The 25,114-nt window shown below is 41.5% G+C and carries 24 protein-coding genes and 1 riboswitch; of the genes, 13 read left to right on the plus strand and 11 right to left on the minus strand.

Features of this window, described 5'->3' with window-relative positions; genetic code table 11:
• A partial coding sequence (locus A3GE_RS11025; protein WP_033259695.1) for an HTH domain-containing protein occupies window positions 1–167 on the minus strand: 167 nt, incomplete at its 3' end.
• A gap of 386 nt (window positions 168–553) precedes the next feature.
• On the opposite strand from A3GE_RS11025, the gene A3GE_RS12340 reads away from it, so the two are divergent.
• Genes A3GE_RS12340 through A3GE_RS12530 form a run of 3 tightly spaced genes read left to right on the plus strand, consistent with a single transcriptional unit; the run spans window position 554 to window position 1,716 of the window.
• A complete protein-coding gene (locus tag A3GE_RS12340) occupies window positions 554–757 on the plus strand; it encodes a hypothetical protein (protein WP_026215372.1) in 204 nt (67 codons plus the stop codon).
• The gene (locus tag A3GE_RS12525; protein WP_018355904.1) at window positions 754–1,422 is read left to right on the plus strand and encodes an SEL1-like repeat protein; all 669 of its coding nucleotides are present in this window, start codon (window positions 754–756) and stop codon (window positions 1,420–1,422) included. Before A3GE_RS12340 ends, A3GE_RS12525 begins: the two co-directional genes overlap by 4 nt.
• Window positions 1,423–1,467: 45 nt before the next feature.
• Window positions 1,468–1,716: a DUF6396 domain-containing protein gene (locus A3GE_RS12530; RefSeq protein WP_077658213.1), complete on the plus strand. Its 249-nt coding sequence runs from the start codon at window positions 1,468–1,470 to the stop codon at window positions 1,714–1,716.
• 76 nt (window positions 1,717–1,792) lie between these two features.
• On the opposite strand, the gene A3GE_RS0103560 is transcribed toward A3GE_RS12530, so the two are convergent.
• From A3GE_RS0103560 to uvrD, 5 genes are all read right to left on the minus strand, one after another.
• Entirely contained in the window at window positions 1,793–2,776 is a 984-nt protein-coding gene (locus A3GE_RS0103560) for a peptide ABC transporter ATP-binding protein (protein WP_018355905.1), read from the minus strand.
• Window positions 2,773–3,774 (minus strand): dipeptide ABC transporter ATP-binding protein, encoded by a 1,002-nt coding sequence (dppD, locus tag A3GE_RS0103565; RefSeq protein ID WP_018355906.1) that lies wholly within the window; start codon window positions 3,772–3,774, stop codon window positions 2,773–2,775. The genes A3GE_RS0103560 and dppD overlap by 4 nt, the downstream gene beginning before the upstream one ends.
• A gap of 9 nt (window positions 3,775–3,783) precedes the next feature.
• Entirely contained in the window at window positions 3,784–4,671 is an 888-nt protein-coding gene (locus A3GE_RS0103570) for an ABC transporter permease subunit (RefSeq protein WP_018355907.1), read from the minus strand.
• A gap of 14 nt (window positions 4,672–4,685) precedes the next feature.
• Entirely contained in the window at window positions 4,686–5,687 is a 1,002-nt protein-coding gene (locus tag A3GE_RS0103575; protein WP_018355908.1) for an ABC transporter permease subunit, read from the minus strand.
• Between the two features lie 194 nt (window positions 5,688–5,881).
• Window positions 5,882–8,062 (minus strand): DNA helicase II, encoded by a 2,181-nt coding sequence (gene uvrD, locus A3GE_RS0103580; protein WP_018355909.1) that lies wholly within the window; start codon window positions 8,060–8,062, stop codon window positions 5,882–5,884.
• A gap of 120 nt (window positions 8,063–8,182) precedes the next feature.
• Window positions 8,183–8,271: riboswitch (TPP riboswitch) on the plus strand.
• A 49-nt stretch (window positions 8,272–8,320) separates the two neighbouring features.
• On the opposite strand from uvrD, the gene A3GE_RS0103585 reads away from it, so the two are divergent.
• The gene (locus tag A3GE_RS0103585; RefSeq protein ID WP_018355910.1) at window positions 8,321–9,361 is read left to right on the plus strand and encodes an ABC transporter substrate-binding protein; all 1,041 of its coding nucleotides are present in this window, start codon (window positions 8,321–8,323) and stop codon (window positions 9,359–9,361) included.
• An 88-nt stretch (window positions 9,362–9,449) separates the two neighbouring features.
• Here A3GE_RS0103585 and fdhD read toward each other — a convergent pair whose 3' ends face one another.
• Window positions 9,450–10,262, minus strand: coding sequence for a formate dehydrogenase accessory sulfurtransferase FdhD (gene fdhD / locus A3GE_RS0103590; RefSeq protein WP_018355911.1), 813 nt, complete (start codon window positions 10,260–10,262; stop codon window positions 9,450–9,452).
• Between the two features lie 270 nt (window positions 10,263–10,532).
• Here fdhD and fdnG point away from each other — a divergent pair, with 270 nt between their 5' ends.
• The 4 genes from fdnG to fdhE all read left to right on the plus strand — a co-directional run bounded on the left by fdnG (window position 10,533) and on the right by fdhE (window position 16,222).
• Window positions 10,533–13,616: a formate dehydrogenase-N subunit alpha gene (gene fdnG, locus A3GE_RS0103600; protein WP_136125928.1), complete on the plus strand. Its 3,084-nt coding sequence runs from the start codon at window positions 10,533–10,535 to the stop codon at window positions 13,614–13,616.
• A 3-nt stretch (window positions 13,617–13,619) separates the two neighbouring features.
• On the plus strand, window positions 13,620–14,543 hold the full coding sequence (gene fdxH, locus A3GE_RS0103605) for a formate dehydrogenase subunit beta (RefSeq protein ID WP_018355914.1): 924 nt from the start codon (window positions 13,620–13,622) through the stop codon (window positions 14,541–14,543).
• Entirely contained in the window at window positions 14,536–15,246 is a 711-nt protein-coding gene (locus tag A3GE_RS0103610; RefSeq protein WP_018355915.1) for a formate dehydrogenase subunit gamma, read from the plus strand. The genes fdxH and A3GE_RS0103610 overlap by 8 nt, the downstream gene beginning before the upstream one ends.
• Window positions 15,247–15,310: 64 nt before the next feature.
• The gene (gene fdhE / locus A3GE_RS0103615; protein WP_018355916.1) at window positions 15,311–16,222 is read left to right on the plus strand and encodes a formate dehydrogenase accessory protein FdhE; all 912 of its coding nucleotides are present in this window, start codon (window positions 15,311–15,313) and stop codon (window positions 16,220–16,222) included.
• Window positions 16,223–16,264: 42 nt separating this feature from the next.
• On the opposite strand, the gene rimI is transcribed toward fdhE, so the two are convergent.
• From rimI to A3GE_RS0103630, 3 genes are read right to left on the minus strand one after another with little or no spacing between them, the layout of a single operon-like run.
• Window positions 16,265–16,705, minus strand: a complete 441-nt coding sequence (rimI, locus tag A3GE_RS0103620) for a ribosomal protein S18-alanine N-acetyltransferase (RefSeq protein ID WP_018355917.1) — start codon at window positions 16,703–16,705, stop codon at window positions 16,265–16,267.
• Between the two features lie 4 nt (window positions 16,706–16,709).
• Complete coding sequence (holD, locus tag A3GE_RS0103625) at window positions 16,710–17,114, minus strand: DNA polymerase III subunit psi (protein WP_026215373.1); 405 nt, start codon at window positions 17,112–17,114, stop codon at window positions 16,710–16,712.
• A 5-nt stretch (window positions 17,115–17,119) separates the two neighbouring features.
• Window positions 17,120–17,698 carry a hypothetical protein gene (locus A3GE_RS0103630; protein ID WP_018355919.1) on the minus strand — a complete coding sequence of 193 codons (579 nt, stop codon included), beginning with the start codon at window positions 17,696–17,698 and terminating at the stop codon, window positions 17,120–17,122.
• A gap of 111 nt (window positions 17,699–17,809) precedes the next feature.
• Here A3GE_RS0103630 and rsmC point away from each other — a divergent pair, with 111 nt between their 5' ends.
• The 5 genes from rsmC (at window position 17,810) to A3GE_RS0103655 (ending at window position 23,819) form a co-directional block, all read left to right on the plus strand.
• Window positions 17,810–18,802: a 16S rRNA (guanine(1207)-N(2))-methyltransferase RsmC gene (gene rsmC / locus A3GE_RS0103635; protein WP_018355920.1), complete on the plus strand. Its 993-nt coding sequence runs from the start codon at window positions 17,810–17,812 to the stop codon at window positions 18,800–18,802.
• A gap of 6 nt (window positions 18,803–18,808) precedes the next feature.
• Entirely contained in the window at window positions 18,809–19,750 is a 942-nt protein-coding gene (locus tag A3GE_RS0103640) for a LacI family DNA-binding transcriptional regulator (RefSeq protein ID WP_018355921.1), read from the plus strand.
• A gap of 310 nt (window positions 19,751–20,060) precedes the next feature.
• Window positions 20,061–21,479 carry a PTS trehalose transporter subunit IIBC gene (gene treB / locus A3GE_RS0103645; RefSeq protein WP_018355922.1) on the plus strand — a complete coding sequence of 473 codons (1,419 nt, stop codon included), beginning with the start codon at window positions 20,061–20,063 and terminating at the stop codon, window positions 21,477–21,479.
• 134 nt (window positions 21,480–21,613) lie between these two features.
• Window positions 21,614–23,242: an alpha,alpha-phosphotrehalase gene (gene treC / locus A3GE_RS0103650; RefSeq protein WP_018355923.1), complete on the plus strand. Its 1,629-nt coding sequence runs from the start codon at window positions 21,614–21,616 to the stop codon at window positions 23,240–23,242.
• A 79-nt stretch (window positions 23,243–23,321) separates the two neighbouring features.
• The gene (locus tag A3GE_RS0103655) at window positions 23,322–23,819 is read left to right on the plus strand and encodes a YbhB/YbcL family Raf kinase inhibitor-like protein (protein ID WP_018355924.1); all 498 of its coding nucleotides are present in this window, start codon (window positions 23,322–23,324) and stop codon (window positions 23,817–23,819) included.
• 23 nt (window positions 23,820–23,842) lie between these two features.
• Here A3GE_RS0103655 and uhpC read toward each other — a convergent pair whose 3' ends face one another.
• A complete protein-coding gene (uhpC, locus tag A3GE_RS0103660; protein ID WP_018355925.1) occupies window positions 23,843–25,114 on the minus strand; it encodes an MFS transporter in 1,272 nt (423 codons plus the stop codon).

The raw sequence follows: 25,114 nt of genomic DNA on the forward strand, positions 1-25,114 counted from the left end.
TTAGGTGAATCGGTGTGTTGACGTTGATAGTTGGGAATCTCAATCATATTGAGATATTTTTTGACGGTACGACGGCTGAGTCGAAGTTTTTCAGCGATTTTACGCTGAGAAAGCCCCTCTTTATGATAAAGGCGACGTATTTTTAAGATGGTTTCCATGCAAAGCATACCAGGTTATTCCCTGTTTAAATAACAAGGAGTTTATCAAAAGATGCAGTGGATCACTTTTCGATGATCTTACTGCATCAGCCTGGCGCATTTTTGCATGATCATTAACACAATGTATGAAGTTTTATCATTCCAATAAGTTGAGAAAGTTCATTAAAAAGTATAAATACTAAATTGTAGCAATCCCCGTTTCAATATGTCTCCGGCATCGTACAGGGCAAGTATTATGGGATATCAACCATAACTTTTGCCAATCTTGGGACAGGAAAAACAATAAACAATGGGGGAAGGAGGCTATTGAGACGAACTTAACAGCACAGCGTAATACCTTTACCCGTGAACACTATCCGCCTAATCCCTCGTTGGTTGAAAACAGCAAACTCCTGATGGCACAAATCCTGAGCACCTATGAACAGCCGGATGTTGAAGACATTATGAAGGTCTATTTAAAAAACATTAAACAGACTACCAGATATATTTACACGGAAAATCAATATTTTCGTTTTCCACCGTTAGTGAGGGAATTTATCGCCCATTGGGAGAAAATGAAAAATGGCGGACGGAAGAGCCGATTCATTAGTTTACCGTGACCAATTCCTCGGATAGCGGGATTGGCGTAGGCACTTACACCACGAATGAAATGTTCAAATTATTGGGTAAGCAAGATATGATGCCGAACGTGGCAAGAGCGATTAAACAACAGAAGTTGGAATTTGAGTTGGCTGTATGCAAGGGCTATGAAGCGGTTTTGTATAATCAAAAAATGATATCACCGACCCCGGAAGGACGCGCGGCAGCGGAGGCGAAATATCAAGCCAATGAACAAGAAATCAAACGCCTTGAAAAGGACATTGCCGAGCTTAAAGCAAAACAATTACCGGCAACCGCTTATTACAATCTTTATGGTTATTTAGATGTAGGTTATGGGGTACGTACGGAAAAAGACGGGAAATATGCTTATCTACGCAAAGCGGCGGATTTGGGAAGTCGGGAAGCGCAATATTTTGTATCTGACATACTCGGCGGCATAAATGATGAAAAAACATCAGAAATGCGCATAAAATTAATCGATCAGCTACGAGCCTGTGCTTCAGGGCAAGGATTAGGCGATGCTTCTGAAATGTTAGGACTTAGATTAGAAAGAATATCAACAAGCATTAGAGGCTTTTCATCAGGGGGGGAAAATGGGAGCTCTCTTTCTGCAAATATTTTAGCTAGGGTCTTTAATAACACAAGAAGAAAAATACTTAGATAATTTAATCTTAAAGAAGACAATGAATGCTCCCGTCGATATAAATCTATTTGGAAATATTTAGCTTATAAAGACTACCTCCAACCCAAAGTTCCGGATCTAGATGAGATTGTACCATTACCTCCCTCCCCCTTACCCGAATGGGACGGCAAAATTGCTTTCCAGCGTTGGTTTGAAGGAGAGGCACCACCCAAACCCAGTGAGGTGCTGATGATGAAACTGGCAAACCAAGCCGGACTTCGGGTGGATAACGGACTGGATTTAGAAACAGGTTTGCCCAAAAAACCGACAAAATAGTCAAAAAAACGACCGCACTTTTTTCGTTCAGCAATCTGCTCTAGCCTCAAGTGCGGTCATTTTTCTTCGTATTTTACTACTCAATGTGGAAACAGGAAATCTGCTTTCCGCCATCATATTGTTCAAGGGAAGGCTTTTCTTCACGGCATTTTTCTGTGGCCTTCCAACAACGGGGACTAAAGGCACAGCCTTTTGGCGGATTAATTGGGCTTGGCAATTCGCCGCCAAGTTTAATGCGCTCTCTTCGCAAATTAGCAGAAAGACGAGGCGTAGCAGAAAGTAAAGCCTGTGTGTAAGGATGTTGCGGATTAGAAAAAATCTGCTTTGTTGTGCCTTTTTCCACACAACGTCCAAGATACATCACCATCACCTCATCGGCAATATGTTCCACCACAGAAAGATCGTGGGAAATAAACACATAAGAAAGCCCTAATTCATCCTGTAAATCCATCATAAGATTAAGCACTTGCGCCCGTACAGAAACGTCTAACGCAGATACCGGCTCATCTGCCACCACAACATCCGGTTCTAACATTAAGCCACGCGCAATCGCGATACGCTGGCGTTGTCCTCCGGAAAACATATGAGGATAGCGATCATAAAATTCCGGACGTAAGCCCACTTTTTCCATGATAGACAGGACTTTTACCTTCCGCTCTTGAGCAGAAAGTTTTGTATTGATGATTAACGGCTCTTCCAAAATTGAACCGATTTTCTTACGAGGATTCAATGAGGCATAAGGATTTTGGAAAACAATTTGAATTTTTTTACGGCGTAAGGTTTTGATTTCCGAATTATTCTCTAAAAAATTCTGTCCGTTGTAATACAATTCGCCCTCTGTAGGCTGTTCAATCATTGTAAGTAAACGCCCCAACGTGGATTTACCACAACCGGACTCCCCCACTACAGCAAGGGTTTTCCCTCGCTCTAATTGAAAAGAAACCCCGTCTAAAGCCTTTACCTGCTGAGTTTTTGCAAATAAGCCTTTTTTAACTGGATAATATTTTTTTAACCCGATTGCACTCAGTAAAGGAGCATTGTCTTTGATATGATTTGTCATTGATTCTTTTCCTTTACGCCAATAACCGGCTCACCATTGGAATTCAGTGGCGTATGGCATTTCACTTTACGATTATCGATCTGATGCAATTCAGGTTCAACTTGGCGACAATATTCCTCTGCATAAGGACAACGAGGATTCAATAAACATCCGCTTGGTCGGTCATAACGCCCCGGAACGACACCCGATAACGACTGCAAGCGTGATTTTCCTTCTGCAAATTCAGGTAAAGATCGCAATAATGCTTGCGTATAAGGATGTTTAGGTTCACGGAAAATATCCTCAGCACGCCCTTCTTCAACCACTTGACCGGCATACATCACCACAATTCGATGAGCAGCTTCGGCAACGAGTGCAAGATCGTGGGTAATTAAAATTAACGACATACATTCTTTTTTCTGTAAATCAAGTAATAAATCCACAATTTGCGCTTGAATCGTGACATCTAATGCAGTGGTCGGCTCATCGGCAATCAATAGTTTTGGCTTACACGCAATCGCCATGGCAATCATCACACGTTGGCTCATCCCACCGGAAAGTTGGTGGGAATAAACATCAATACGTGATTCCGGATCAGGAATACCCACCAAACGTAATAATTCCAAAGTGCGTTCACGACGTGATTGTTTTGATCCTCCTTCGTGGACTTTTAGTGCTTCCATAATTTGGAAACCTACCGTATAGGCTGGATTTAGACTGGTCATCGGATCTTGGAAAATCATTGTCACATCCGCTCCAATCAAGGATCGTTTGTCTTTGTCACTCAGTGTTAATAAATCTTTATCTTCAAATACTAAAGAATCAGCAGAAACCCGTCCCTGATAATCAATTAATCCCATAATCGCAAGGGAACTCACTGATTTACCTGAACCGGATTCACCGACAATACCTAGCACTTCACCTTGCTCCACTTGGTAACTCACCCGATCTACGGCTTTAAAGGCGTTTTTTTTCTCACCGAAATGAACAGAAAGTTCTTTTACTTCTAATAATGCCATTCTGCCCCCCTATTGTTTCAGTTTTGGATCGAGGGCATCACGTAAACCGTCACCCATTAAATTAAACGCCAGTACCAAGGATAAAATCACTAAACCCGGAATAGTGACCAACCAATTAGCCGCCTGCATAAAACTACGTGCTTCGGAAAGCATAGTGCCTAATTCCGGTGTCGGCGGTTTAGCACCAATACCAAGGAAACCAAGGGTAGCAAGCTCTAAAATCGCATTAGAAATTCCCATGGTCATTTGCACAATAAGGGGGGCTAAACAGTTAGGCAAAATAACGATAAACATCAGACGTAACACACCCGCTCCTGCCACCTTAGATGAAGTCACATAATCTCGATTTTTTTCATTCAGCACAGCGGCACGGGTTAAACGGACATAACTTGGAATAGACACCACTGCAATAGCCAGCGTAGCGTTCACCAAAGAAGGCTCTAAGATCGAGACGACAACAATGATCAGCAATAAGTTTGGAATGGCGAGCATAATATCAATTAAACGCACAATAAGCGTATCTAATGCGCCACCATAATACCCTGCAACCAAGCCCAAGCTCGTGCCTAATAAACAAGAAATGAGCACAATGCCAAATCCGGCAAAAACTGAAATTCTGGTGCCATAAATAATACGTGAGAGAATATCGCGACCGATATCATCAGTACCGAGTAAATAAGTCACATTGCCACCTTCATACCAAGCCGGAGGTAATAATAGTGCGGTGCGATTTTGTTCAGCCGGATCAAAAGGGGCAATATAGGGGGCAAATAGGCTGATTAATACCACCATTAAAATAAAAATTAACCCGATAAGCGCCCCTCGATTTTGATTAAAATAAAACCAAAATTCTTGTAGGGGTGTTCTAGGCGCTAGCATTGACGTCGTGTCTGTCATTTTTTCTCCCACAATTAATGACGAATACGCGGATTCACCACGCCGTAAAGTAAATCAATGGTTAAATTCACCACAATAATAATCGTAGCAATAATTAAAACGGAGCCCTGTAGTACGGGATAATCCCGAGCATGAATAGCATCGATAATCCATTTGCCAATACCCGGCCACGAGAAAATCGTTTCCGTCAATACCGCACCGGAAAGCAATTGACCGACAATTAATCCCACCACAGTCACCACCGGAATCAACGCATTACGCAAAGCATGTATAATCACAATGCGTGTATAACTTAGCCCTTTCGCTTTAGCCGTACGAATATAATCTTCGCCTAACACTTCCAACATAGCAGAACGGGTCATCCGAGTAATAATCGCAAGGGGGATTGTGCCTAATACAATCGCCGGCAAAATCAAGGATTTCACCGCATTTTCAAAGGTACCCGGTACACCGGAAAGCCAAGTATCAATCAGCATAAAACCTGTTGGTGTATCGATCCAAAAATCGTTCTCTAAACGTCCCCCTTGCGGTAAGCCAAGGGAAGGAGACACATATAAAATAAGGATTAAGCCCCACCAAAAAATCGGCATTGAATAACCGGTCAATGAAATGGTGGTCACTGTATGAGAAATCCAGCTGTCTTTTTTTACCGCAGCGATTGTACCGAGAATCACGCCACCGAGTAACGACCAAAACAGTGCAAAAAAAGCCAACTCAGCCGTGGCGGGGAAAAGAGTAAAGAACTCTGTAAGAACAGGCTGTTGTGTACGAAATGAAGCACCAAAATCCCCTTGGATCACATTGCCGATATAGTCGAGATATTGCTGATATAAGGGAAGATCTAAACCCAACTGATGCATCATTTGCTGATGAACCTCAGGCGTTAGCCCACGTTCGCCCATCATAATTTCGACCGGATCACCCGGAATAAAATGCACGAGGGCAAAGGTAACAAAAGTAATGGCGATAAAGGTTGGAATCACCATTAAAATTCGTTTGAAGATAAATTTAAACATTCAATCACTCTGTACTAGAAAGGAAAAGTGCGGTCATTTTCACCGCACTTTTAAAATAAGCCTTTAGCCCCAAAATAAAACACTTTTGGATTCTACCGCACTTTTTTCAATTTTTCCAAATCACCAATTGTTATTAGTCATTCTTTTCCAGAATATGCAAATTTTCATTGTTGAATCTAATGTGGGAATAAAATCTACCGCACTTTCTCCAATTTTGCCAAATGGGCAATCAACCACTTGATACCTTGAGCTTGGAACGCAATTTGTAATCTTGTGTTATTATCGCTCCCCTCGACATTAATCACCGTGCCGAAACCAAATTTTTCATGTTTGACTTTTTGTCCCATTTTCCATTCGTTTTCACTTTCTGTGGACTGTGCCAACGATCCGACTTTAGCTAAATTCATCGCTCGTGTAACCGTTCCCCGCAAACGAACTTCTTGGATACACTCTTGTGGTAACTCTGCGATAAAACGGGAGAGCAAATGTCGCTCTTCTTTTGCATACAAACGGCGGCTTTCCGCATAGGAAATAGTGAGTTTTTGCTTCGCTCTCGTGATGCCTACATAAGCCAAACGGCGTTCTTCTTCTAAGCGTCCCGGCTCTTCAAAAGAACGGAAACTTGGAAATAATCCTTCTTCCACTCCTACCATAAATACCCGTGGAAATTCTAACCCTTTGGCTGAATGTAGTGTCATCATTTCCACACAAGATTGGTGTGGCGATGCCTGTTCCTCACCAGCTTCAAGGGAGGCATGGGTTAAAAAGGCAGTAAGCTCCGTCATCTCATCGGCATCATCCGGTTTCACAAACTCACGAGTAGCGGTAACCAACTCCTCCAAGTTTTCTATCCGTACTTCTCCCTTTTCACCTTTTTCCTGCTTATACATATCATACAAGCCGGAATGTTTAATCACAAAATCCGTTTGGGCAAAAAGCGGCATTTTAAAAGTATCTTGTTGCAACGAATTAATTAACTCTTGAAAGCGCAGTAATGCGGTGGACGCTCGTCCCGTAAGCATATTTTCGTGTATAGCAATCTGTATCGCTTGCCATAAGGTAATTTGTCGTTCGCGGGTTAGATTTCTCAAGATATTTAAGGTGCGATCACCAATACCGCGCGATGGCGTATTAATAACGCGTTCAAAAGCCGCATCATCTTGGCGGTTATTGATCAATCGTAAATAAGCTAAAGCATCTTTAATTTCTTGGCGTTCAAAGAATCGCATTCCACCATAAATACGGTAAGGAATTTGACAACGGATTAAGGCTTCTTCAATTACACGGGATTGGCTGTTGCTACGATAAAGCACCGCACAATCATCCAATTTCCCTCCATTTTCAACCCAGTCTTGAATTTGGGATGCCACAAATTTAGCTTCATCAAGCTCATTGAACGCTGCGTAAATACCAACAGGCTCTCCCTTTTCCCCTTCTGTCCATAAATTCTTACCGAGACGATCCGCATTATTGGCAATTAATTCATTCGCACTATTTAGAATATTGGCGGTAGAGCGATAATTTTGCTCAAGGCGTATGGTTTCGCCTTTGAAATCTTTGAGGAATTTTTGGATATTTTCAATCTGAGCACCACGCCAGCCATAGATAGACTGGTCATCATCACCCACAATCATCACCTTGCCTGTTTGCCCTGCAAAAATTTTAAGCCATTGATATTGAATTTTATTGGTATCTTGAAATTCATCCACCAAAATATGCTGAAAACGTTGCTGATAACGCTGCAAAATCACAGGCTTTTTAGCAAATAATTCATAAGCACGAATTAATAATTCAGCAAAATCAACCAAACCTGCACGGTCACAAGTATCTTGATAAATCTGATAAATTTTAATCCATTCACGCTCTTGGCGATCATTAAAATCCTCGATCTCTTGTGGTCGTAAGCCTTCATCTTTTTTATTATTGATGTACCAACAAGCCTGTTTAGGCGGAAAGGCTTTTTCATCAAAATTATGTAATTTCAACAAACGTTTAACTAAACGAAGTTGATCTTCTGAATCTAAAATTTGAAAATCTTGCGGCAATCCAACATCTAAATGGTGCGCACGCAATAAACGATGAGCAATACTATGAAAGGTGCCAATCCACATACCAAATAAATTTGAGTTGGAATATTGACTCAGCGTGGTTTGAATACGGTGACGCATTTCCGCTGCGGCTTTATTGGTGAAAGTCACCGCCATAATGCTACCTTCAGAAATATTCTCCACTGCCACCAACCAGGCAATACGATGGGTCAATACACGGGTTTTACCACTGCCCGCTCCTGCCAAGACTAAATAATTACCAAGTGGTGCCGTCACCGCCTCACGTTGTTTATCATTCAAACCATCAAGTAATTCAGAAATATCCATAACATTATTTCATCTGTTTAAATTTACAGTCATTATAGACATTATTTTTCAATACCACAACGACACGAACAATAAACAGATCAGACTTTACAAAAATAGAGCAACAGCTTATAGTTTTGGCTCAGTTAGTCGGGGTGCGAAAATCGCTGAGAGATACCCGTGAACCTGAAGCAGTTAGCACTGACGTAGGAAACTAATCTCCTCTTGCTCAAGGGCTGACTTACTTTTTTCTTTGATTAATAATAAGTAAGGATGATGATGACCCACTATGCTTATTTAAAAACTACCTTAAAATTGACCGCACTTTGCACCCTTTTAGGTTTTAGTTTCCCCAATCACGCTGAGGCACAAGGCAAGCTCGTTGTTTATTGCAGCGTTCAAAACACCACTTGTGAGAAAGTGTCTCAAGCATTTAGTAAAAAATACAATGTTGAAACACAATTTGTACGTCATAGCACCGGTACTGTGCTAGGTAAACTTAAAGCAGAAAAAGACAATCCCCAAGCGGATGTTTGGTATGGCGGAACTTTTGAGCCCCATCTTCAAGCAGGGGATGCCGGCTTACTTGCCAGTTATCGTTCGCCTGAGCAAAAAAATATCATGCCTCAATTTAAGAAATTGGTCGAAGAGCGTGGCGATACCACGTCAATTATTTATCTGATGGAACTTGGCATGGGAATCAATGAAAAATTGCTTGCCGAAAAAAATATCCCCCATCCCAAATGTTACGCTGACTTGCTCAAACCTGAATTTAAAGATTTGGTGCAATATCCCGATCCTCGTGTATCCGGCACGGGATATAGTATTCTCTCGACCTTAATTGAAATTATGGGTGAAGATAAAGCGTTCAACTATTTGAAAGCCTTAAACAAAAATATCAACCAATACACCAAGAGCGGAATGGCGACCAGCAATCTTTCGACCGGTGCAACGGCGGTGAATATGAGCTTTATGCACGCCTATGTACGTGAAAAAGATAAAGGCGCACCGGTTGTCGGCATTCTGCCTTGTGAAGGAATCGGCTATACACTGGGTGCAGCAAGTATCATCAAAAATGGACGAAATTTAGAAAATGCCAAACGCTTTATTGATTTTGTTCTTTCCGCTGAAGCACAAGAAATTCCATGGCGTGAAGCTGATTCCTATCAGTTACCGACTAATATCCATGCAAAAGCTCACCCAAATCTTCCTGATCCGATGAAATTAAAATTAATTGATATTGATTTCATTCGATTTGGCGCTGACCAAGAAGCGAAACGTTTAATTGATCGCTGGATGAAAGAAGTGAAAGGGGAATAAATTTTTTAAGCAAAAAAGACGAGGCTACTCAATCAGCCCCGTCTTTTTTACGATCAGAATTAATGAAACAATTTATCGGTAAAAATTCCTAAAAAATCAACCGCTCTTTTCCGGTGTAAATATTCCCTTTGCCTTCCCTTGCAAACCCTATCAATGTCAGATGATGCTCTGCCGCTATTTTTACTGCCAAATCCGTTGCGGCAGAAATGGCAACAAGCAGTTCCACACCACATGAAATGAGCTTTTGTACCATTTCATAACTTGCCCGACTTGAAGTGACGACAAACCCTTGTGGCTTCCCCGTTTTAACGTGCCAACCCAGAAGTTTATCCAATGCCACGTGACGACCAACATCCTCCCGAATCGCAAGCATTTTGCCTTGCAAATCAAAAAATGCACAGGCGTGAGTTGCCCCCGTTTGTTTGCCCAGCTGTTGATGTGCTTGCAATGTGGAAAGGCAGTGATCAAATAAATTTATATCCAAATGAAAAGTGCGGTCCAATTTAGGCAACTTTTTATAAACTTGGTTAAGTTGTTCCGCCCCACAAATGCCACACCCCGTACGCCCTGTCAGATTACGTCGATGGACTTTAAGCGCCATAAATTGGCGGCTGGAAAGTTCAATTTGTACTTCAATGCCATTGCATACTTCTTGTACATCAATACCATAAACATCCGCAGGTTGATTAATAATACCTTCCGTTAAAGAAAAGCCTAGGGCAAAATCCTCTAAATCTTGCGGAGAACACATCATCACAGCATGAGAAATACCGTTATAAACAAGTGAAACCGGCGTTTCAACAGCAAGAAAATCGTTTTTTGTTTGTAAAAGTGCGGTTGATTTTTCTGATGTTTTTAGTTTTTCAAAAAAATTGAGGGATTGTTCAATTAACCCATTCATTGATGACCTGCTTATTAAATCATGTAATAAAAATGTTAACTTTTTTCTCTAGTTTTGTGATCTTAGTCACTCATTTTGTGGATATAATGTATTTTGATTATGGATTTATCGATGAAAAATAGGTATCCTACACAAACTCAAATTGCTGTTTTTCTATACGCAATTTAGTCTATTGATTGGCGTTATTCTAACGAAATCAACCAAATTTTCTATATGAATTTCTTTACTATCCAATAATATCTCAACAATCTATTGTTGAAAGGAGTGATTATGCAGGTCTCAAGAAGAAAATTCTTTAAGATCTGTGCAGGTGGTATGGCGGGAACTTCCGCCGCTATGTTAGGCTTTGCTCCGGCAAATGCATTGGCGGCACCGCGTGAATATAAATTATTACGCGCTTATGAATCCCGTAACACTTGTACATATTGTGCCGTTAGTTGCGGTATGCTGCTTTATAGTACAGGCAAACCTCATACAGGCTTAAGTAGCTACACCGGCACAAATACTCGTTCAAAATTATTTCACCTTGAAGGTGATCCCGACCATCCAATTAGCCGTGGTGCTCTCTGTCCAAAAGGCGCCGGCGCACTAGATTACATAAACAGTGAAAGCCGTGCTTTATATCCTCAATATCGCGCTCCGGGTTCCGACAAATGGGAACGTATTTCTTGGCAAGATGCGATCAAACGCATTGCCCGCTTAATGAAAGATGATCGCGATGCCAATTTTGTAGAAACCGATGCAAACGGGAAAACCGTAAACCGTTGGTCAACCACCGGGATTATGACTGCGTCCGCAATGAGCAATGAAGCTGCGTTACTTACGCAAAAATGGATTCGAATGCTCGGGATGGTACCGGTATGTAACCAAGCCAATACTTGACACGGACCAACGGTAGCAAGTCTTGCTCCATCATTTGGTCGCGGTGCCATGACAAACAACTGGGTTGACATCAAAAATGCCGATTTAATCATTGTTCAAGGCGGTAACCCTGCCGAGGCCCACCCCGTAGGTTTCCGTTGGGCAATTGAAGCGAAGAAAAACGGTGCAAAAATCATCGTTATCGATCCACGCTTCAACCGTACAGCTTCTGTCGCTGATCTTCATGCGCCAATTCGTTCAGGTTCTGATATTGCGTTCTTAATGGGCGTGATTCGTTACCTATTGGAAAATGGTAAGATTCAGCGCGAATATGTTAAACACTACACTAACGCCTCTTTCTTAGTCGATGAAGGCTTTAAATTTGAAGACGGGCTATTCTCAGGCTACGATGCAGACAAACGCAGCTATGACAAATCAACGTGGAATTACCAATTTGATGAAAATGGTCAGGCCAAACGTGATATGACATTACAGCATCCGCGTTGTGTGATTAATGTATTAAAAGAACATGTTTCCCGTTACACGCCGGAAATGGTCGAACGTGTAACAGGGGTAAAACAAAAACTGTTCTTAGAAATCTGCAAAGAAATCGGTGAGACGGCCAAACCGAATAAAACAATGACGCATTTATATGCGTTAGGCTTTACAGAACATACTATCGGTACACAAAATATTCGCTCAATGGCAATGATCCAGCTGTTATTGGGTAATATGGGGATGCCGGGTGGCGGTATTAACGCATTACGCGGGCACTCAAACGTACAAGGTACGACAGATATGGGATTGCTACCAACCTCCCTACCTGGCTATATGCGTCTGCCAAACGATAAAGATTCATCTTACGAGCAGTATATCAATGCAATCACACCAAAAGACATTGTTCCGAGTCAAATCAACTATTATCGTAATACCTCAAAATTCTTTGTGAGCATGATGAAAACCTTTTATGGTGATAAGGCAACCAAAGAAAATGGCTGGGGCTTTGATTTCTTACCGAAAACAGATCGTTTTTACGACCCTATCACTCATGTTAAATTAATGAATGATGGAAAGTTGCACGGTTGGATTTTACAGGGTTTTAACGTACTGAACTCATTACCGAATAAGAATAAAACCCTTGCCGGTATGAGCAAGTTAAAATTTTTAATCGTACTCGATCCGCTTCAAACGGAAAGCTCTGAATTTTGGAAAAACTTTGGCGAATCAAACAATGTAAATCCTGCTGAAATTCAAACTGAAGTATTCCGTTTACCAACCACTTGTTTTGCGGAAGAGGACGGCTCAATCTCCAACTCCGGACGTTGGGCGCAATGGCACTGGAAAGGTTGCGACCAACCGGGTGAAGCACTACCGGATGTAGATATTCTTTCGATGATTCGTGAAGAAATGCATAAGCTCTATAAAGAAGAACCCGGTCCTGGTATTGAATCTTTTGAAGCCATGACATGGAATTATGCACAACCACACTCACCAAGTGCGGAAGAATTAGCGAAAGAATTAAATGGTTATGCTCTTGAGGATCTTTATGATCAAAATGGCAACTTAATGTATAAAAAGGGGCAATTACTCAATGGGTTCGCTCATTTACGTGATGACGGTACCACCACATCAGGTAACTGGCTATACGTAGGACAATGGACAGAAAAAGGTAACCAAACCGCTAATCGGGATAATTCGGATCCATCCGGCTTAGGTTGTACCATTGGTTGGGGCTTTGCATGGCCGGCAAACCGCCGTGTGCTTTATAGCCGCGCTTCCTTAGATATTAATGGTAAACCGTGGGATAAACATCGTCAGTTAATCAAATGGAACGGTAAAAACTGGAACTGGTTTGATATTGCCGACTACGGTACTCAACCACCGGGGTCCGATACGGGTCCATTTATTATGTCTGCCGAAGGTGTAGGCCGTTTATTTGCTGTGGATAAAATCAACAATGGTCCAATGCCTGAGCATTATGAGCCGGTAGAAAGCCCGATTGACACAAACCCACTCCATCCAAATGTTGTGGTGGATCCGACCGTGCGCATTTACAAAGAAGACCGTGAATTTATCGGTTCAAATAAAGAGTTCCCATTTGTGGCGACTACTTATCGTTTAACCGAGCATTTCCACAGTTGGACTGCACAATCTGCACTTAATATTATCGCCCAACCACAACAATTTGTGGAAATAGGGGAAAAATTGGCTACCGAAAAAGGTATCCAAAAAGGCGATATGGTGAAAATCACATCAAAACGTGGTTATATCAAAGCTGTTGCTGTGGTTACCAAACGTTTGAAAGAACTGGTAATCGATGGCAAAACTGTTCACCATGTGGGTATTCCGATTCACTGGAATATGAAGGCCTTGAACGGTAAAGGCAATCGTGGATTCTCCACTAACGTTCTCACACCGTCTTGGGGTGAAGCAAATACACAAACACCGGAATATAAAACATTCCTAGTGAATATTGAGAAAGCGGAGGTATAAACGATGGGTGTACAATCTCAAGATATTATTAAGGTCTCCGCAACCTCAGACCTCACACCTGCACCACAGGCACGAGATCACAAAGTTGAAGTGGCAAAACTGATTGATGTTTCCACCTGTATCGGCTGTAAAGCCTGCCAGGTGGGGTGTTCGGAGTGGAATGACATCCGCTCCGATGTCAATGCACAATGCGTAGGTGTTTATGACAATCCAGTTGATCTTAATGCCAAAGCATGGACGGTAATGCGCTTTAATGAAGTGGAAGAAAACGATCGTTTAGAATGGTTAATTCGTAAAGATGGTTGTATGCATTGCTCTGAACCGGGCTGTTTAAAAGCTTGCCCTGCACCGGGTGCAATCATTCAATACAAAAATGGTATTGTGGATTTCCAATCGGATAAATGTATCGGCTGTGGTTATTGTATTGCAGGCTGTCCATTTAACATTCCTAGAATGAATCCAGAGGACAATCGTGTGTATAAATGCACCCTTTGTGTCGATCGTGTTTCTGTCGGTCAAGAACCGGCTTGTGTTAAAACCTGTCCGACAGGTGCGATTCGTTTTGGTTCAAAAGAAGAAATGAAAATCTATGCGGAACAACGCATTGCCGATCTAAAATCGCGTGGTTATGAAAAGGCAGGGCTTTATGATCCACCGGGAGTCGGTGGCACACACGTGATGTATGTGCTACATCACGCAGACAGGCCTGAGCTTTACAATGGTCTCCCGAAAGATCCGCAAATCGACCTCAGTATCACGTTATGGAAAGATGTGTTAAAACCGGTTGCGGCTGTCGCAATGGGTGGTTTAGCATTAGCTGAGCTTGGCCATTACTTAACTGTTGGTCCAAATGTTGAGACTGATGTCGAAGAACACCATGAAAAATTTGAAAACGAAGATAAACACGGAGGAAAAAAAGATGAGTAAATTTGAAATTACGAACGATACCCGTATCGTTCGTCATCGAATTCCTGCACGTTTAAGTCACTGGTTTTTAGTCATTTCATTCTTTCTAACTATGTTTACCGGTGTGGCTTTCTTTTTCCCTGATTTTGCTTGGTTAACGGAAATTTTGGGAACCCCTCAACTTGCTCGGGCAATTCATCCTTTCACAGGGCTTTTAATGTTTATTGCCTTTATTTTCTTATGTTCATTATATTGGCATCACAATGTTCCGGAGAAAAATGATATTCGTTGGTTGAAAGGGATCACTGAAGTATTAAAAGGTAATGAACACGCCGTATCAGATAACGGAAAATATAATCTTGGTCAAAAAATGTTGTTTTGGACATTAATCTTGGCAATGTTTACCTTATTAGCATCCGGTATCATTATGTGGCGTCAATACTTCTCACACTACTTCTCAATTCCGGTGCTAAGAATAGCAATCCTTCTCCATTCTGCCAGTGCCTTTATGCTATTTACCGGCATTATGGTACATATGTACATGGCGTTTTGGGTAAAAGGATCAATTCGCGGTATTGTGGAAGGTTGGGTAACCGTTCGTTGGGCGAAAAAACACCATCCTCGTTGGTATCGTGAAGAAGTGCTACCGGAGTTGGAAAAAGACGGAGAACGTGAAATAAAAGGTGAAAAACCTAAAGCCTTATTTAAAGGTATTGCGGGCTAAGTCTAAAACTAGCTCCAAAAGTGCGGTTAAAAATGACCGCACTTTTTGTTATTGAAGAGACATTATGAGTATCAAAATTCTATCAGAATCCGAAATTAAGCAACAAAAAACAAATTCTTACGAAACACCGGCTATACTATTTGCCAACCCTAAAAATCTTTATCAACGTCGTGCAAAACGTTTAAGAGAATTGGCAAAAGAACATCCATTTGCCGATTATTTGCTTTTTGTTGCAGACATAGTTGAAAGTCAGCTAAATATTTTAGAAAAAAATCCGCTCGAAAAACAAAGCTTCGAACATCTAAGCAGTGTTGAGCCACTAAATGCAAAAACCTTCAAACGTAATAGCATTTGGCGTGAATATCTCAGCGAAATCTTGCATGAGATAAAACTAAAAGCAAATGAACAAGTTCTGACGACGATTGAATCACTGGAAAAAGCCGGCACCGCCGAACTGGAACAGATGGCAGATCAGCTGTTGGCGGAAGAGTTTAATCTGGTCAGTAGCGACAAAGCAGTTTTTATTTGGGCAGCGCTCTCACTCTATTGGCTCCAATTAACGCAACAAATTCCCCATCATAGTCGGCTAGAAAATGCTGAAAACTTACACCTCTGCCCTGTCTGTAGCTCTCTGCCGATATCAAGCATAGTCCACATTGGTACATCTCAAGGTTTACGTTATTTGCATTGCTCATTGTGTGAAAGTGAATGGAATCTGGTTCGCGCTCAATGTACCAATTGCAATGGTCACGATAAATTAGAAATGTGGTCATTAAATGAAGAATTAGCGTTGATCCGCGCAGAAACCTGCGGCAGCTGCGAAAGCTATCTGAAAATGATGTTTCAAGAAAAAGACCCTAATGTGGAAACTGTTGCCGACGATTTAGCCTCTATTTTCTTAGATGTGGAAATGGAAGAAAAAGGTTTTTCCCGTAGTGGGATAAATCCATTCCTTTTTCCGGCTCAAGAAACTTAGTAAAAGAGTGGTCGTTATTTCTTTCCAATAACGCCCACTCTTTTATAAATAACACGCCATTACAACGGCATTCTCTCTTTTTCCATCAGGCAATGGATAATAATTTTTACGGATATCCGCCTCATTAAATCCGTGCTTTTCATATAACCAACGAGCCGGATTTGATTCCCTCACTTCAAGCCATAGGGTTTGGATCCCCTTTCCTTTAAGCCGTTCCATGAGTTCCTGCAAAAGGAATGTGCCTAACCCTTTTCCTTGCATAACCGGTTCAATGGCAATATTAAACAACGTTGCCTCATCCAATACCAATTGACAAATTGCAAACCCTATAATTTGGTTATCTTTAACCAATTTCAGATTCAAATAACGATCGCCTTGATTATTTTTTAGTGTTCCCAAAGACCAAGGCATTAAATGCGCTTGCTGCTCAATCTCATACAAACGCTCAAAATCACATTCTTCAATAGTAAAAATTTGAAGCATAATATTAAACTTGTTGAATTTGCTGCCAAAGTTCACGCTTGGCGGAGGGTGAAGATTGAAAATCCCGATAGCTCGGTGAACGATAAATGCCTTCAGCATTCAAACAATAAGGCAAAGTGCGGTCAATTTTCTCCATGTTTTCAGCGAGTAGCCAATAGCGTACAGAATGCTTTAACTCAAGATGTTGGATTTGTTCATAATTCAAACATAAGCAATCTTCTTGCTTTATTTGAAGACTCATTAATACATCTTCAAATAAAGGAAATTTACTCAAATTTTCATCGGATACCACCACAAAACGTATATGTTCTGCCACAGTAATGCCCACCAACCCTTGAAATACCTCAGGACGGTGAAGCGCCCATTGAGTTATCCCCATCTCTTTTAGAAGAAGATTGCGTCTTTCCATTTTAATTAGAGAGAAATTGAATCAAACGGGTAGCTCATAAGGCTCTTTATAATCGAACGTTCTTCCGCTTCCGTTAATTTTTGTTGATAAGCTTTTAGACTACGAAATGACAGAATATTTTTTTCAGAATGTACCACTGCAATAAAACGCTGAAAATCCTTACTATTACATGCATAGTAAGAAGAACTGCCATAGCTTAAGGTTTGCAAATCACATACTTTTTTATTGGAATCCAAATATCTATTCGTTAAAGTCGATACATGGGAAAGATCTTTTAGATAGAAAGTTTCACTGGTGATCGATTTACGATTTGAACGATCTAAACTCACTGCTAAGCTAATAAAACGAGGATCATCGCCTTTTACCGCTCTCGTTTGTTTCACATATTTTTCTCCATTAAACTCAATTTCAGTGCCGACTTTTTTTACCCGTTCAAATTGTTCATCTAATTTTTTGAACATTTCAATCTGCTCCGGTGTGATTTCAACCTTAGAAGGGGCTTGCGCTTTACCTTGTATCTGCTCAATGAGCTGACAACCTGATAATAAGCTGACCATTGCTGCCGCAAGTACGATTTTTTTCATAAAAGAATTCCTTGTAATAAATTGGTTAAAAACCAATGAAAAATGTTCTATTAGAGTTATCTTTGCTAGAATAGCACCTAATTTTAACCAATAACCCACAGGATTCAAAGCGTGATTTCCCTTGAAAGCGAAGTTTTAGAGCGCCATCTTCCCTTTTTTTACCATAAGTCTGTTTTACTTGCCGGAGGAATTAACGATCAATTTCCACAAAAACTAGCACAACATTGCCAATCTGTTCAGGTTTGGAGCTGCTATTTCGATTATGCCCGTATGCAAAGTGCGGTCAAATTTTCGATTGAATTTCAAGGTAAGGCTGATCTTATCGTTTATTATTGGACAAAAAACAAACAAGAAGTACAATTCCAACTTCTGCAACTCCTTTCCAACTCAGCCGAGGAACAAGAAATCCTGATCATCGGTGAAAACCGTTGCGGTGTGCGTTCAGTGGAAAAAATACTCGCCCCCTTTGGTGATATTGCCAAAATTGATTCCGCACGCCGTTGCGGTTTATATCATTTTTCTCTGAAAAAACGACCACACTTTTCACTCCAAACCTATTGGAAAACCTATCATCATCCTCAACTACAAGGCTTAACAATCCATAGTTTACCGGGTGTGTTCAGTGCAAATGAATTAGATGCGGGTACGGCACTTTTACTTTCGACACTCAACCACCCAATCAAAGGCAAAGTACTGGATCTCGGCTGTGGTGCCGGTGTGATTGGTTCGATAATCAAAAAAGCGAATCCCAAAGCAGCTATCACGATGGCCGATATTCACGCTATGGCGTTGGAATCCGCCCGGAAAACCCTTGCGGAAAATCAATTGGAAGGAGCGGTTTTTGCCAGCGATGTTTTCTCAGATATTGAAGGAAAATTTGATTTAATCATTTCCAATCCCCCTTTCCATGATGGTATCGATACAGCCTATCGTGCAGTAAAAACACTGATTACTCAGGCCAAATGGCATTTAAATCAAAGGGGAGAACTCCGCATTGTTGCCAACGCATTCTTACCCTATCCAGATTTATTGCAACAACATTTTGGGAAATTTGAGGTATTGGCACAAACTTCAAAATTTAAGGTTTACTCTGTAAAAAATTAATCCAAGATGGAAAAAAATTACACGATTAAGGATATTGCAAAACTTTGCCAAGTGGGAAAATCTACCGTTTCCCGAGTATTAAATCAAGATCCCAAAGTCAGCGAAACCACAAGACAAAAAGTCCAAGCAATCATCGACTCCGTTGGTTTCAGCCCAAACCGTTCTGCCCAAGCTATGCGTGGTGCACAAGAACCGGTTGTCGGTATTATTGTCTCGAGACTCAATTCAAGTGGCGAATCCCAAACATTACGAGCAATTTTGACCGCACTTTACCGCCAAAAAATTACACCGATCATTGTTGAAAGTCAGTTTGACGAAAAACAAGTTGCCCACCATCTCAATCTATTCAAACAACGCCAAGTGGATAGCGTAATTGTATTTGGATTTTCTCCTCTTTCCGAAGACATATTACAACAATGGCAGGGAAACATGGTTGTTATCGCCCGTTATTTTAAGGAGATTTCTTGCGTTTATTATGATGATCAAGGCGCAATTAATGCGCTTATGGATAAATTCTATATTCAAGGATATCGCCACATTGGCTATCTCGGCATACATGACCAAGACGAAACAACAGGGCGATTACGTACACAAAGTTATTTGGATTTCTGTCACCGGCACCAACTCAAGCCTAATTTTGCCCTCACTGAACTTGATATTGAAGCAGGCTATCAGCATAGCGCTCAGCTAGCCCAACCACTTGATGCCGTGTTATGCGCCACCACGAGCCTTGCGGTTGGTATGGTAAAGTATTTACAAGAACATCAATCAATGCGCCCTCTTGCTTACATCGGACAAAATCCTCTGCTGGAACATTTCGTACCAAATTTGATAAACCTTGATTTCGGCTATGAGCAAGCAGGAAACTGGGCGGTGGAACTGCTGCTGGCACAAATTTATGGAAAAAAAACAGTAGAACAACGACTCGTTTCCTTTCATTTGTCGTAAAAACATGATTTCTGAAAATGACGTAAAAATAACCGCTCTTAAACCTAATTTTCTCTATTTTCTTCATTCAGAACTGATATTTATTCATAACTCTAGGGCATTGGTACTATCTCTAATAATCAATCCTGATTTTGCAAAAATGAGTAAAATCTGACCGCACTTAAACAACCAATAACCTTTCAATTTTGTGATCTTGCTCACATTTCCGCTATAATACTGCCCAAAATGGGAACGTTCCCATTTACTTTATAAACCTAAAGCGTATAATTCCCAGCCGTTTAATTTTTATACTAAAAAGAAGGTTTTTCTTATGGCGAAACAAAAAATTGATCCGCAAAATGTGGATAAGCTGATCGTAGCGATCGGCGGACGTGAAAATATTGCAACAGTTACGCATTGTATTACCCGTTTACGCTTTGTGTTAAACGATGAAAGTAAGGTGGATGCCAAGGCGATTGAAACCTTGCCAATGGTGAAGGCAAATTTTTCAACCGGTGGGCAATATCAAGTAGTGATCGGTCAGGAAGTGAGCGACTATTACAAAATTTTATTGAACAAAACGGGCTTAGCGAGTGTAGATAAAGAGCAAGTAAAAGTCGCAGCACGTCAAAATCAAAAATGGTATGAAAGCCTGATTTCACACATGGCGGACATTTTTATTCCGCTTCTACCGGCATTAATTAGCGGTGGCTTGATTCTCGGTTTCCGTAATGTAATTGGCGACATTGCTATGTTTGATGGCAAAACATTAACCCAAATCAGCCCGTTCTGGAACAGTATGCACAGTTTCTTATGGTTGATTGGCGAGGCCATTTTCCATTTCCTACCGGTGGGAATTTGTTGGTCTATTGCCCGAAAAATGGGCACTTCACCGATTCTAGGTATCGTACTTGGGATCACTCTTGTTTCCCCACAACTGATGAACTCTTACGCACTCGGTTCACAACTGCCGGAAATATGGGATTTTGGTTTATTCGGTATTGAAAAAGTGGGCTACCAAGCACAAGTAATTCCGGCAATTATGGCGGGTTTAACGCTCTCTTATATTGAGCGTTTTATGGCGAAAATCGTGCCTGATTTTTTAAATCTTATCATTGTACCGGTCGTATCCATTATCCTTGCCGTGTTCTTAGCCCATAGCATTATCGGACCTATCGGGCGTGAAATCGGTAATGGTGTTGCCTTTGTGGTGAAACATGCAATGACGGGAGATTTTGCGCCAATCGGTGCGGCATTGTTCGGTTTTCTCTATGCACCGCTTGTGGTTACAGGTGTGCATCAAACCTCACTTGCGATTGATATGCAGATGATCCAAAGTATCGGCGGTACACCGGTGTGGCCAATCATTGCTTTATCCAATATTGCTCAGGCTTCTGCGGTCATCGGGATTATCTATGTAAACAAAAGCGCGCAATCTCGTGAAGTGGCTATTCCCGCCGCGCTTTCCGCTTATCTCGGCGTAACCGAACCCGCTATGTATGGGATTAACCTCAAATATCGCTTCCCGATGTTATGCGCAATGATCGGTGCAGCCGTAGCGGGCTTAATCTGCGGTTTATCCGGCGTGTTAGCCGGTAGTATTGGTGTGGGCGGCTTGCCGGGTATTCTTTCCGTTCAACATCAATATTGGGGAGTATTCGGTCTCGCAATGCTCGCTGCGATCGTGATCCCATTTATACTCACCACCCTCGTTTATAAACGTAAAGAAAAAGCAGGTGAGCTTGCTTAATATAAAAAACTTACGGAAAAATGACCGCACTTTCAAGGGGACATAAAACCCTATCATACATGCGGTCAAGTTTCCCCCTATTTAAACGTGAGAGGATTTTTCAAATCCACACATACTTACTCGAGAAAGCAACGATGAATAACAAGACGCAATGGTGGAAAAACGGCGTTATCTACCAAATTTATCCAAAATCATTCCAAGATACGACAGGCAGTGGCACAGGCGATATTCAAGGTATCATCAAACGTTTAGACTATTTACAAACGCTCGGAATTGATGGCATTTGGATTACGCCGATGTATGTTTCGCCACAAATTGACAACGGCTACGATATTGCCAACTATCGTGAAATTGATCCGAGTTACGGCACAATGGCGGATTTCGAGCAGTTGATTGCCGAAGCCCATAAACGCAATATCCGTATTGTAATGGATATGGTGTTTAACCATAGTTCTACTTTTCACCGCTGGTTTAAAGAAGGGGAAAACCCACAAAGCGAGTACCATGATTACTATATTTGGCGTGAAAAACCGACTAACTGGACATCAAAATTTAGCGGTTCGGCATGGAAATGGTCGGATAAAGCGCAAAAATACTACCTACATTTATTTGCGCCTGAGCAGGCGGATTTAAACTGGGAAAATCCCAAAGTGCGGTCAGAATTGTTCGAGATTTGCCGTTTTTGGGCGGAAAAAGGCATTGATGGGTTACGTTTAGACGTTGTGAATTTAATTTCTAAACCTGAACATTTTAAAGATGATCTTGAAGGTGATGGTCGTCGTTTTTATACGGACGGACCAAAAATTCACGAATACTTACAAATGCTCAACCAAAACGCCCTCACTCCTTACGGCTTGATGAGCGTGGGTGAAATGTCCTCCACCAGTCTTGAACATTGCCAGCGATATGCCAATTTGAACGACACGGAATTATCTATGACCTTCAATTTCCATCACCTCAAAGTGGATTATCCGAACGGTGAAAAATGGACATACGCCAAGCCCGATTTTGTCGAACTGAAATCAATTTTTAACTATTGGCAACAAGGAATGCACGGCAAAGCATGGAATGCCTTATTTTGGTGTAATCACGATCAACCCCGTATCGTTTCACGTTTTGGCGATGAAGGGGAACTTCGCACTGTTTCCGCCAAAATGTTAGCAATGCTACTTCACGGTATGCAAGGCACCCCCTATATTTATCAAGGCGAAGAAATTGGTATGACCAACCCGAATTTCACCACGATTGAAGAATATCGCGATGTGGAAAGTTTAAATGCTTATGGGGAACTGAAAGAAAAAGGTATGAATGACGATCTAATTATGAAAATTCTGTCACAAAAATCCCGTGATAACTCTCGCACACCGGTACAATGGAACGCGACTGAAAACGCCGGTTTTTCCACAACTCAACCATGGATTGATGTTGCACGCAACTACACTGAAATTAATGTAGAAAAAGCGTTAGCAGATAAAAACTCAGTGTTCTACACTTACCAAACCCTCATCAAACTTCGCAAAAAATTACCGATTTTAACCGAGGGCAATTATACCGATTTATGCCCGAATCATACCTCTGTTTGGGCATATCAACGTCAAACCAATGGACAAACCTTGACTGTGCTGGCAAATTTGAGCGCTCAACCACAGCGGGTTGAATTAAATGTGAAAGGTGAAGTCTTGATGAATAACTATGATGAATTGGTATTAGCAGAAAATGAAGTGACGTTAATGCCTTATCAAGGCGTATATTTGTTGGCTTAACATCATCAGAGGTGGTTTTCTAAGCAAGATATGCTAGTATTTCAAACCACCGCTCATTAACCCAAACAAGGAGAATATGATGATCGTAACCAGTTCCGCCATCAAAAATGGTGCATTTGAAGACAAATATGGCAAACGTGGCACACAATTTAGCCCAAACGGTATGCCGACTTATTCCATTCCCTTTGAAATCAAAGATGCGCCGGAAGGCACAAAATCTTTCGCTGTGGTGCTTGAAGACAAAGATGCTATTACGGCAAGCGGGTTTGTCTGGATTCACTGGCTAATCGCTAATCTTGAACGCACAAGCGTGAAAGAAAATGAAAGCCAAACCGCAGCGGATTATGTGCAAGGCGCCAATTCTTGGGCAAGCGTATTAGGCAAATTTGAGCTTGACGAAGCCTCAGCCTATGGAGGAATGGCACCGCCAAACTGCTTACATCGCTATGAATTGGTCGTCTATGCTCTTGATACCAAACTTGATCTCAAACCGGGCTTTCGTTTCAACGATCTCCATTTTGCTATGCAAGGGCATATTTTAGATCAAGCGGTGATTATGGGCACTTATGATGTTTAGCGAACAATAAACAGAGGAAAAAGCTAACCCTGTGCTTTCAAAAACGGCAATAAGGAAAGCGCAATGCCGGCTGCACAACAAGCCACCACAATAAAAAATCCTGTCCAGTGAAATTGTTGCACGATGAGTGCTAAAGGATAACCGGCAAGCGCTGCGCCAAGATACGCAAATAACCCGACAAACCCGGTCGCTGTGCCGGGTGTTTTTTTATGGGAACATTCTGCAGCTGCCATACCGATTAACAGTTGAGGACCAAAAACAAAAAAACCGACCACAAAGAAAAGTGCGGTCTGTAAAATATAATTTTCTTTTGGCAGCAACCACAAAGCGGTAATGGAAAAGAAAATACCAATGGCAAAAATTAACGCCATCGGTCCACGATTACTGGAAAACAGGCGATCCGATCCCCAACCTGCCACAAGCGAGCCTAAAAATCCCCCCACTTCAAACAACGCTAAGGCACTGTTGGCTGAAACCAGATCGTAATGATATTTTTCCGTAAGATAAATATTGCCCCAATCATTAATCGCTGTTCGCACCACATAAACGAGGGTATAACTTAACGCTAACAACCAAATATATTTATTCAAAAAAACATAACGGCGCAAAATTTCCCGCCAACTTAAATTGGGTGCAAGAGATTCTTGCTTGAGTTCCAGTTCGTCATTTCGCCAATGCCCGACACTGGGTAATCCCATGGACTCCGGTGTATTACGTAATCGCCATAACAAGAAAAAACCAATAAAAATCGCCGATCCCCCCGCAATGGCAAAACCATGACGCCAACTATAATGTAACGCCACATAACCAATAAGCAAAGGAATCAATGCTCCTCCCGCATTATGTGCCGTATTCCAAACTGACCACCAATGCCCACGTTCATTACGAGAATACCAACTCGTCAATAGCTTAGAACACGCAGGCCAGCCCCATCCTTGAAACCACGCATTAGCCACCCAAAGTACGGTAAAAAACAACACAGAATTTGATAGCCCAAAGAAAATATTGAGAATCCCCGTCACGATCAAACCAATTGCCATAAAATGACGTGGATTTGATTTATCGGAAAAAATCCCTGAAAAGAATTTTGATAACCCATAGGTGATATAAAATAATGTCGCCATTAACCCGATATCATTTTTCTCAATACCAAGCGCAGTGATCATTTCCGGCACAGCAAAATTAAAACTTTTTCGTGTGAGATAAAACCCAGCATAACCAATATACATGGCGATCATCAAATGCACCCGCCAGTAGCCATAAGTGCGGTCAATTTTTGAGGAAAATATTGTCAT

Origin of the sequence: Rodentibacter pneumotropicus DSM 21403, from assembly GCF_000379905.1 — a bacterium.
Lineage (GTDB): Bacteria > Pseudomonadota > Gammaproteobacteria > Enterobacterales > Pasteurellaceae > Rodentibacter > Rodentibacter pneumotropicus.

What these genes read in the sequence shown, in the direction of transcription:
- A3GE_RS12340 (WP_026215372.1), top strand. Translation starts at nt 554, where the DNA reads ATGGCACAAATCCTGAGCACCTATGAACAGCCGGATGTTGAAGACATT.
- A3GE_RS0103560 (WP_018355905.1), bottom strand. Translation starts at nt 2,776, where the DNA reads ATGACAAATCATATCAAAGACAATGCTCCTTTACTGAGTGCAATCGGG.
- dppD (WP_018355906.1), bottom strand. Translation starts at nt 3,774, where the DNA reads ATGGCATTATTAGAAGTAAAAGAACTTTCTGTTCATTTCGGTGAGAAA.
- A3GE_RS0103570 (WP_018355907.1), bottom strand. Translation starts at nt 4,671, where the DNA reads ATGACAGACACGACGTCAATGCTAGCGCCTAGAACACCCCTACAAGAA.
- A3GE_RS0103575 (WP_018355908.1), bottom strand. Translation starts at nt 5,687, where the DNA reads ATGTTTAAATTTATCTTCAAACGAATTTTAATGGTGATTCCAACCTTT.
- uvrD (WP_018355909.1), bottom strand. Translation starts at nt 8,062, where the DNA reads ATGGATATTTCTGAATTACTTGATGGTTTGAATGATAAACAACGTGAG.
- A3GE_RS0103585 (WP_018355910.1), top strand. Translation starts at nt 8,321, where the DNA reads ATGACCCACTATGCTTATTTAAAAACTACCTTAAAATTGACCGCACTT.
- fdhD (WP_018355911.1), bottom strand. Translation starts at nt 10,262, where the DNA reads ATGAATGGGTTAATTGAACAATCCCTCAATTTTTTTGAAAAACTAAAA.
- fdxH (WP_018355914.1), top strand. Translation starts at nt 13,620, where the DNA reads ATGGGTGTACAATCTCAAGATATTATTAAGGTCTCCGCAACCTCAGAC.
- A3GE_RS0103610 (WP_018355915.1), top strand. Translation starts at nt 14,536, where the DNA reads ATGAGTAAATTTGAAATTACGAACGATACCCGTATCGTTCGTCATCGA.
- fdhE (WP_018355916.1), top strand. Translation starts at nt 15,311, where the DNA reads ATGAGTATCAAAATTCTATCAGAATCCGAAATTAAGCAACAAAAAACA.
- rimI (WP_018355917.1), bottom strand. Translation starts at nt 16,705, where the DNA reads ATGCTTCAAATTTTTACTATTGAAGAATGTGATTTTGAGCGTTTGTAT.
- holD (WP_026215373.1), bottom strand. Translation starts at nt 17,114, where the DNA reads ATGGAAAGACGCAATCTTCTTCTAAAAGAGATGGGGATAACTCAATGG.
- A3GE_RS0103630 (WP_018355919.1), bottom strand. Translation starts at nt 17,698, where the DNA reads ATGAAAAAAATCGTACTTGCGGCAGCAATGGTCAGCTTATTATCAGGT.
- A3GE_RS0103640 (WP_018355921.1), top strand. Translation starts at nt 18,809, where the DNA reads ATGGAAAAAAATTACACGATTAAGGATATTGCAAAACTTTGCCAAGTG.
- treB (WP_018355922.1), top strand. Translation starts at nt 20,061, where the DNA reads ATGGCGAAACAAAAAATTGATCCGCAAAATGTGGATAAGCTGATCGTA.
- treC (WP_018355923.1), top strand. Translation starts at nt 21,614, where the DNA reads ATGAATAACAAGACGCAATGGTGGAAAAACGGCGTTATCTACCAAATT.
- A3GE_RS0103655 (WP_018355924.1), top strand. Translation starts at nt 23,322, where the DNA reads ATGATCGTAACCAGTTCCGCCATCAAAAATGGTGCATTTGAAGACAAA.
- uhpC (WP_018355925.1), bottom strand. Translation starts at nt 25,114, where the DNA reads ATGACAATATTTTCCTCAAAAATTGACCGCACTTATGGCTACTGGCGG.